Origin of the sequence: Aquipuribacter hungaricus, assembly GCF_037860755.1 — a bacterium.
GTDB classification, from domain to species: Bacteria; Actinomycetota; Actinomycetes; order Actinomycetales; family JBBAYJ01; genus Aquipuribacter; species Aquipuribacter hungaricus.
Window position 1 is genome coordinate 1 of the sequence record NZ_JBBEOI010000178.1, and the last position, 7,397, is coordinate 7,397.

General features: G+C 74.4%; 9 protein-coding genes. 4 read left to right on the forward strand and 5 right to left on the reverse strand.

Annotation, left to right across the window (positions count from 1 at the left end; genetic code table 11):
• Both WCS02_RS15225 and WCS02_RS15230 read left to right on the forward strand, forming a co-directional pair.
• A partial coding sequence (locus tag WCS02_RS15225; RefSeq protein ID WP_340294713.1) for a hypothetical protein occupies positions 1-384 on the forward strand: 384 nt, incomplete at its 5' end.
• Between the two features lie 9 nt (positions 385-393).
• Complete coding sequence (locus WCS02_RS15230) at positions 394-870, forward strand: cobalamin B12-binding domain-containing protein (protein ID WP_376983955.1); 477 nt, start codon at positions 394-396, stop codon at positions 868-870.
• Between the two features lie 21 nt (positions 871-891).
• On the opposite strand, the gene WCS02_RS15235 is transcribed toward WCS02_RS15230, so the two are convergent.
• Together WCS02_RS15235 and pcrA are read right to left on the reverse strand one after the other, a co-directional pair.
• The gene (locus WCS02_RS15235; protein ID WP_340294715.1) at positions 892-1,227 is read right to left on the reverse strand and encodes a hypothetical protein; all 336 of its coding nucleotides are present in this window, start codon (positions 1,225-1,227) and stop codon (positions 892-894) included.
• Between the two features lie 9 nt (positions 1,228-1,236).
• Positions 1,237-3,669 carry a DNA helicase PcrA gene (gene pcrA, locus WCS02_RS15240; protein ID WP_340294717.1) on the reverse strand — a complete coding sequence of 811 codons (2,433 nt, stop codon included), beginning with the start codon at positions 3,667-3,669 and terminating at the stop codon, positions 1,237-1,239.
• Between the two features lie 174 nt (positions 3,670-3,843).
• Between pcrA and WCS02_RS15245 the strand changes: the two genes are divergently transcribed.
• Both WCS02_RS15245 and WCS02_RS15250 read left to right on the forward strand, forming a co-directional pair.
• Complete coding sequence (locus WCS02_RS15245) at positions 3,844-4,569, forward strand: PIG-L deacetylase family protein (protein WP_340294719.1); 726 nt, start codon at positions 3,844-3,846, stop codon at positions 4,567-4,569.
• Positions 4,570-4,645: 76 nt separating this feature from the next.
• A complete protein-coding gene (locus tag WCS02_RS15250) occupies positions 4,646-5,509 on the forward strand; it encodes an SMP-30/gluconolactonase/LRE family protein (RefSeq protein ID WP_340294721.1) in 864 nt (287 codons plus the stop codon).
• Between the two features lie 6 nt (positions 5,510-5,515).
• Here WCS02_RS15250 and WCS02_RS15255 read toward each other — a convergent pair whose 3' ends face one another.
• From WCS02_RS15255 to WCS02_RS15265, 3 genes are all read right to left on the reverse strand, one after another.
• The gene (locus WCS02_RS15255) at positions 5,516-5,875 is read right to left on the reverse strand and encodes a hypothetical protein (protein WP_340294723.1); all 360 of its coding nucleotides are present in this window, start codon (positions 5,873-5,875) and stop codon (positions 5,516-5,518) included.
• A 22-nt stretch (positions 5,876-5,897) separates the two neighbouring features.
• A complete protein-coding gene (locus WCS02_RS15260) occupies positions 5,898-6,890 on the reverse strand; it encodes a glutathione S-transferase family protein (RefSeq protein WP_340294725.1) in 993 nt (330 codons plus the stop codon).
• Positions 6,887-7,397, reverse strand: a 511-nt coding sequence (locus WCS02_RS15265) for an NUDIX hydrolase (protein WP_340294727.1), incomplete at its 5' end; no start/stop codon positions are given. The genes WCS02_RS15265 and WCS02_RS15260, both read right to left, overlap by 4 nt.

A 7,397-nucleotide genomic window follows, 5' to 3' on the forward strand; every position in this document is an offset into this window, starting at 1 on the left:
CCGTCCGCGGCACCCGGGCCGCCCGAGGCGCTGGCGCCGGGTGCGCCCGAGCAGGTCGCGTGCCTCGTGGTCGGGACGTCCCGGGCCGGGCGCGCGTGGCTGCCCCGGGCACGGGTCCTCGTCCCCGGGCTCGACGTGCTGGCGGTCCGGACGGCGACCCCGCACGCCCGGGTCAGCACCGAGGCGGGCCTGGTGCAGGTGCAGCGGACCTCCCGGCACGGCGGCGGGCGGGTGGTGCGGCTGGAGGTGGCCGTCCGCGGACCGGAGCACCGGGGGACCTGGCGCAGCGTGGTCTGCGAGGTGGTGGTCGCCCCGCCCGCCGACGGCCGGGCTGCACCCGACGGCGGCGCGCACGGCGCCCGGAGGCTGGTGCGGGCGGACTAGTCTCGCCCCGTGGACGACGTGGCAGAGACGGCACGCGACCAGGTATCCGACACGGGCCGGTCGACCGAGCAGGACCCCGACGGGTCCGGGGACGGCGCGCGCCCGCCGCTGCGGGTGGTCATCGCCAAGCCGGGCCTGGACGGGCACGACCGCGGCGCCAAGGTCGTCGCGCGGGCGCTGCGCGACGCCGGCGTCGAGGTGGTCTACACCGGGCTGCACCAGACCCCGGAGCAGATCGTCGCCGCCGTGGTGCAGGAGGACGCCGACGCGGTCGGGCTGTCGGTCCTGTCCGGGGCGCACATGACGCTGTTCCCGCGGGTGGTCCAGCTGCTCAAGGACCAGGGCGCCGACGACGTCGTGGTGTTCGGCGGCGGGATCATCCCCGACGCCGACATCCCGCTGCTCAAGGAGCAGGGGGTGGCCATGGTGTTCACGCCGGGCACGACCATGGCGAGCATCGTGGACTGGGTGCGCGAGAACGTCTGAGCGACCGCCGGCGGGGGCCGTTCAGCCCTGACGGCCGAGCAGCCGCCAGGGGCGCGCGACGACGACGAACGCCACCGCCGCGGCCGCGAGCGGCCACCCGCCGATCCCGTCGAAGAACGACGCGCTGGCCTCGACCGGCGGCTGGGCGCCCCCAGCCTCGGCCCCGTCGCCCAGGACCATCCCCACGAGCCCCTGCAGGATCAGCACGATGCCCAGAGCCAGCGCCGCCGCCCGGACACCGTGGCGCCACAGGGGCCCCGGCTGCTGCCCGTCGCCCCGTCCCTGCCGGGGCGCCCCGTCCCCGTCCCCGTCGTCCGTGCCGTCCACGTCGCCCATGCCGTCCACGTCGTCTGTCATCTGCCCGCCTCAGAGCTTCTCGACGGGGGCGTAGCGGAGCAGGAGCTTCTTCTCCCCCAGGTCCCGGAAGTCGATGGTCGCCACCGCGCGGTCGCCCTCACCGGCCACCGTGACGACGCTGCCCATGCCGAACGAGTCGTGGCTGACCCGGTCGCCGGGCTCCAGGTGAACGACGTCGCGGGTGCCGGACGTGCGCACGCCGGGGCGCATCGCCACCCGGGCCATCGCCGGCGTGAGCGCCCGGCCGGTGCCGTAGGCCTGGGACCCGCTGCCCATCCCCATCCCGGCCGCCTCGACCGCGGAGGTGGAGCGCTTCCAGTCGAGGAGCTCGGGCGGCACCTCGTCGAGGAAACGGCTGGCGGGGAAGTACTGCGGCTGCCCCCACGCGCTGCGGACCCCGGCACGGCTCAGGTACAGCCGCTCGCGCGCCCGGGTGATGCCGACGTAGGCGAGCCGTCGCTCCTCGGCGATCCCCAGCGGGTCGTCGAGGGAGCGCATGTGGGGGAACGTGCCGTCCTCCATGCCGGACAGGAACACGACCGGGAACTCCAGCCCCTTGGCCGTGTGCAGCGTCATGAGCGTGACCTGGCCGGTGTCCTGCGGGCCCATGCCGTCCGGCCGGTCGGGGATGGCGTCGGAGTCCGCGACGAGCGAGGTCCGCTCGAGGAACTCCGCCAGGCTGCCGTCCGGGTTGGCCTGGTCGTACTCCGCGGCGACGCCGAGCAGCTCCGACAGGTTGTCCAGGCGGCCCTCGTCCTGCGGGTCGCGGCTGGTGCGCAGCTCGGCGAGGTACCCGGAGCGGTCGAGCACCGCGGCGAGGACCGCCTCCACGCTCGCCCCGGACTCCACGACCGTGCGCAGCTCGTCCATCATCTCGACGAAGGACGCCAGGCAGCTCGTCGAGCGGCTGGCGAGGCCCGGGACGTCGTCCAGGCGGGCGAGCGCGGCGCCGAAGCTGATCCGCTGGTTCTCCGCGTAGCCGGCGACCAGGGCCTCGGCGCGCTCCCCGATCCCCCGCTTGGGGACGTTGACGATGCGGCGCAGGTTGACGGAGTCGTCCGGGTTGGCCAGGGCCCGCAGGTACGCCATGGCGTCCTTGACCTCACGGCGCTCGTAGAAGCGGGTGCCGCCGACGACGACGTAGGGCACGCCGGTGCGGACGAGCACCTCCTCCATCGCCCGGGACTGGTTGTTGGTCCGGTAGAAGACCGCGACGTCGCCGTAGGAGTAGCCGTGCTCGTCACGCAGCCGGTCGATCTCCTCCACGACGAAGGCGGCCTCGTCGTGCTCGGAGTCCGCGACGTAGCCGATGATCTTGGGCCCCGCCCCCGAGGCGGTCCACAGCCGCTTGTCCTTGCGGCCGGGGTTGCGCGCGATGACGGCGTTCGCCGCGTCCAGCACCGTCTGCGTCGAGCGGTAGTTCTGCTCCAGCAGGACGACGTGGGCGTCGGGGTAGTCCGCCTCGAACTCCTCGATGTTGCGGATCGTCGCGCCGCGGAAGGCGTAGATCGACTGGTCCGCGTCGCCGACGACGGTGAGCTCGCTCGGCGGGACGGGCGGCGCGGAGCCGGTCGGGCGGGCCGCCTCGGCGTCGGCGAGGTCCTGGTCGGTGCCCGGCAGCTCCTTGTCGTAGCCGCCGACGAGCTCCCGGACCAGCGTGTACTGGGCGTGGTTGGTGTCCTGGTACTCGTCGACGAGGACGTGGCGGAAGCGGCGGCGGTAGTGCTCGGCGACCTCGGGGAACGCCTGGAACAGGTGGACCACCTGCATGATGAGGTCGTCGAAGTCCATGGCGTGCGCCTCGCGCAGGCGCCGGGTGTAGCCGCGGTAGACGTCGAGCAGGACGAGCTCGTCGGCGGTGCCGTCGACGACCTTCGCCGCGTAGGCGTCCGGGTCGAGAAGCTCGTTCTTGAGCGTGGAGATCCGGCCGGCGAGCGCGCGCGCCGGGTACTTCTTCGGGTCCAGGTCGAGGTCGCGGACCGTGATGGCGACCAGGCGCTGGGTGTCCGCGGCGTCGTAGATGGAGAACCCCGAGCGCAGCCCGAGCCGCGAGGACTCGTAGCGGAGGATGCGGACCGCGGCGGAGTGGAACGTCGAGACCCACATCGTCCGGGCGCGCGGGCCGACCAGCGCCTCGACGCGCTCGCGCATCTCGGCGGCGGCCTTGTTGGTGAACGTGATGGCCAGGACCTCGCCGGGGCGGACCCCGCGGGCGGCCAGCAGGTGGGCGATGCGGTAGGCCAGCACCCGGGTCTTGCCGGAGCCGGCGCCGGCCACGACGAGCAGGGGCGTGCCGGCGTGCGTGACCGCCTCGCGCTGGGCCGGGTTGAGGTCGGCGAGCAGGTCCTGCACCGGGGCCGCGGGGGGCCGGGCGGACAGGGGCCGGGGCTGGACCCCGCCGAGGACGGGGACCTCGGGGAGGTCGTCGAAGAGGGTGCTCATCTGGGTCCCGAGTCTACGGCGGCCCCCCGACGGGCAGGCGCCGCCGCACGCCGTGGCGGGCCCTGCCTGTGCACCCGTCCGGCGCAGCCGGCCTGTGGGCACAGGGGCAGCCGTCGGCGGACGTCGGAGCTCCGCCGTACGCTTGGTTGACACCGCAACGGTCAGGAGACCCCCGTGCCCAAGCCCGACACCGAGATCGAGCGCGCCCTAGTCGTGGGCGCCCACCCGGACGACATCGACTTCGGCAGCGCCGGGACGGTGGCCACCTGGGTCGACGCCGGTATCGAGGTGACGTACCTGCTGGTCACCCGTGGCGACCAGGGCGGGTTCGACGACACCCCCCGCGAGCAGATGGCCGCGATCCGCGAGGCCGAGCAGCGCGCCGCCGCCAAGGCCGTGGGCGTCACCGACGTCCGCTTCCTCGAGGGCTACCGCGACGGCTGGGTCGAGCCGACCCGCGAGCTCGAGCGCGACATCGCGCGCGTCATCCGCCAGGTCCGCCCCCAGCGCATGCTCATCCAGTCCCCGGAGCGCAACTACGAGCGCCTGCCCGCCTCGCACTCCGACCACCTGGCCACCGGGGAGGCGGCGATCCGCGCGATCTACCCGACGGCCCGCAACCCCTACGCCTGGCCGGAGCTGGTGAGCGACGAGGGCCTCGAGCCCTGGATCGTCACCGAGGTGTTCATCGTCGCCCACCCCGGCGCGGACCACGCCGTCGACGTCACGCACGCCTTCGACCGCAAGATCGCCGCGCTGCGCGAGCACCGCAGCCAGACCGAGCACATGGGCGACGAGCTCGAGCCGATGGTCCGCGACTGGCTCACCCGCAACGCCGGCGTCGGCGGCCTGCCGGACGGGCACCTCGCCGAGATGTACCTGGTGACCGAGCTGAGCTGAGCGCTCAGTCCGGCGCCCGCCGCCGGTCTGCCCGTCGGACGCCGTCACCCCGCCGGCGCACCCAGAGGGCAGGAGCGTGGTCATCGTGGCGAACGTCGACGGCGAGACCGAGGGCGAGGTCGTGCTCGACGGGCTCGGCTTCGCGGAGTCACCCCGCTGGCGCGACGGTGCGCTGTTCGTGCCGGACTGGGCCGCCGGCGAGGTGCACCGTGTCGGCCCGGACGGTCGGGCGGAGGTCGTGGCCCGCTGCGCCTCGTTCCCGCTGTGCGTCGACCTCGACGCCGCGGGGACCCTGCTCCTCGTCAGCTCCGGCACCTCGGAGCTCCTGCGGCAGGAGCTTGACGGCACGCTCGCCGTCCACGCGGACCTGTCGTCCGCCGGGTCGCCGCCCTGGAACGAGGTGCTCGTCGGCCCCGACGGGACCGCGTGGGTCGACGCGATTGGGTTCGCGTTCCCCGACGGCGACCCCCGGCCGGGCTACGTGGTCGCGGTGCGGCCCGACGGCTCGGTCGTCCGCGCCGCCGACGACCTGATGTTCCCCAACGGGATGGCGCTGGTCGACGGCCGCGCGACGCTGCTGGTCGCCGAGTCCTACCGCCACCGCATCACCGCCTTCGACGTCCGGCCCGACGGCGGCCTGGACGGGCGCCGGGTGTGGGCGGACCTCGGCGAGGGGACGCCGGACGGCGTCTGCGCCGACTCCGAGGGCGCGCTCTGGTACGCCGACGTCCCGGCGCAGCGGTGCGTGCGCGTGCGGGAGGGCGGCGAGGTCCTGGACGTCGTGACGACGGACCGGGGGTGCTTCTCCTGCGTCCTCGGCGGGGACGACGGACGGACGCTGTTCGTCGTCGGGCAGCGGTGGGGCGGACCGGACGAGGGGGCCAGCGGCCGGGTCCTGGCGGTCAGGGTCGGCGTGCCCGGCGTCACCGGCGCGGCCTGAGCCGGCTCAGCCGAGGAAGCGGTCGCTCCACAGCACGGCGACGCCGGTGTCGAGCAGCGCGAGCAGGCCGATGCCGTGCAGCAGGCCCCGGGGGATGCTGTCCTTGCGCCGGTTCACCCAGACCAGGACGGCGATCGCGAGGGCGACGACGAGCTTGACGGTGATCTTGGCGTCGTCGATGCCCTCGCCGCCGAACACCGGGTAGGCGAGGCCGACGAGCAGCAGCCCGGTGACCAGCGACGTCAGCGCGCCGTGGACCATCGCCGGGACGACGCGCGGGTGGCGCACCGTCGACATCCAGCCCCCGACGACACCCGCCATCCCGACGAGGTGCAGCACGACCAGGACGCCGTACAGGATGGTCATGCGGTGACCCTACGTGCGGGGGTCAGTCACCGAGCGCAGGCGCGACCGCGGGCCAGACCGACAGGTCCGGGCCCTTGGGCACGACCCCGGTCGGGTTGATGGCCGGGTGCGTGACGTAGTAGTGCCGCTTGATGTGGTCGAAGTCGACCGTGCTCCCCCAGCCCGGCAGGGCGTAGAGCTCGCGGGCGTAGCGCCAGAGGTTCGGCATCTCGGTGAGCTTGCTGCGGTTGGTCTTGAAGTGGCCGTGGTAGGCCGCGTCGAACCGGACCAGGGTGGTGAACAGCCGGACGTCGACCTCGCGGGGCTCGTCGCCCATGAGGAACCGGGACGACCCGAGCCGCTCCTCGAGCACGTCGAGGCGGGCGAAGAGCCGGTCGTAGGCCTCCTCGTACGCCTCCTGCTCGGTGGCGAAGCCGCAGCGGTAGACCCCGTTGTTGACGTCGGCGTAGATCTCGTCGATGAGGGGCTGCATCTCCGCGCGCAGGTCCTCCGGCCACAGGTCGGGGGCGCCGGGACGGTGGTGCTCGACCCACTCCGTCGACAGGTCGAGCGTGATCTGCGGGTAGTCGTTGGTGACGACGTGCCCGGTGAGGGTGTCGACGATGCACGGCACCGTGACGCGACCCTCGAACGTGGGGTCGGTCGCCAGGTAGGCCTCGGACAGGTGCTCGATGCCCAGGACGGGGTCCCGGTGGCCCTCGTCGAGCCAGAACCGCCAGCCCGGCTCCTCGCGGACCGGGTCGACGACCGCGAGGGAGATGGCGTCCTGCAGGCCCAGGAGGCCGCGGACGATCAGCGAGCGGTGCGCCCAGGGGCAGGCCAGGCAGACGACGAGCCGGTAGCGGCCGACCTCGACCGGCCACCGGCCCTGGTTGTCCGGGCCCTCGCCCGGGGCGGAGGTGCTGTCGCGGCTGATGCGCCCGGTGAAGTGGTTCGCCTGGCGCTTCCACTCGCCGCGCTCGGACACCTCGCCGGCGAACTGGGCCTTGTCCGGGGCAGAGGGGGTCGTCGTCACCTGACGATGGTACGAGCGGCCGGGTGCCCCAGCAGCACCAGAGCGTCGCGCACCAGGGATCCGACCGGCATCCCGGGCAGGTCGGCCAGGGCGACCCAGCGCGCCTCGGCGGTGGACCCGCCCACCTCGACGACCTCGGGCCGGCCCGCTCCGACCGTCACCTCGAAGACGACGCGGACGCCGTGGAAGTCCTCGAGCACCCCCGCGGGCGAGCGCCCGACGAAGTGCCTGCTGCTGGCACCGACCAGCCGGGACCCCAGGACGGGCAGCCCGGTCTCCTCGTGCAGCTCGCGGACGAGCCCGTCCTCGACGGTCTCGCCGTGGTCGATGCCGCCACCGGGAAGGGTCCAGCGCCCGGGCCCGCCGACGTGGTCGGCGAGCCGGGTGAGCAGCACCTCGGCGTCCTCCGCGCCCCCTGCCCCGTCCACCCCGTCGGCCCCGTCGGCCCCGTCGGCCCCGTCGGCCCCGTCGGCCCCGTCGGCCCCGTCGGCCCCGCCGGCCCCGCCG